This is a genomic window from Thermorhabdus hydrogeniformans (assembly GCF_049310025.1).
GTDB lineage: Bacteria > Bacillota > Thermosediminibacteria > Thermosediminibacterales > Tepidanaerobacteraceae > JBJYKD01.
Window position 1 is genome coordinate 1 of sequence record NZ_JBJYKD010000247.1, and the last position, 247, is coordinate 247.

Here is a 247-nt window from a genome sequence, read left to right on the forward strand (position 1 = left end):
GTCTAACAATGACCGCGTGGTCAAGAACTGGGCGGTGCTGGTGACGGTCTATCAACTGCTGTCAAAATTTCTGAGGGAGCTGGACGAGGATTATCTGCTTCCAGGTTGGCAGGATGTGATTGTGGAAAGCGTCCGCACCCTGCGGCAGGAACGTGCCAGCGAGGTGTTTCTCGATATTCTGGGGCAGCTTGTCGCCGGTGGGCAGGCAGTGATTGACGACGATATAAGGAATCCGCGTGAGTATCCG

The 247-nt window shown here is 55.5% G+C and carries 1 protein-coding gene; it reads left to right on the forward strand.

The genetic code is table 11. The annotated features are described in order from the left end of the window. The coding region (locus ACKX14_RS16300; protein ID WP_422449474.1) for a hypothetical protein at nt 1-247 on the forward strand (247 nt) is incomplete at both ends.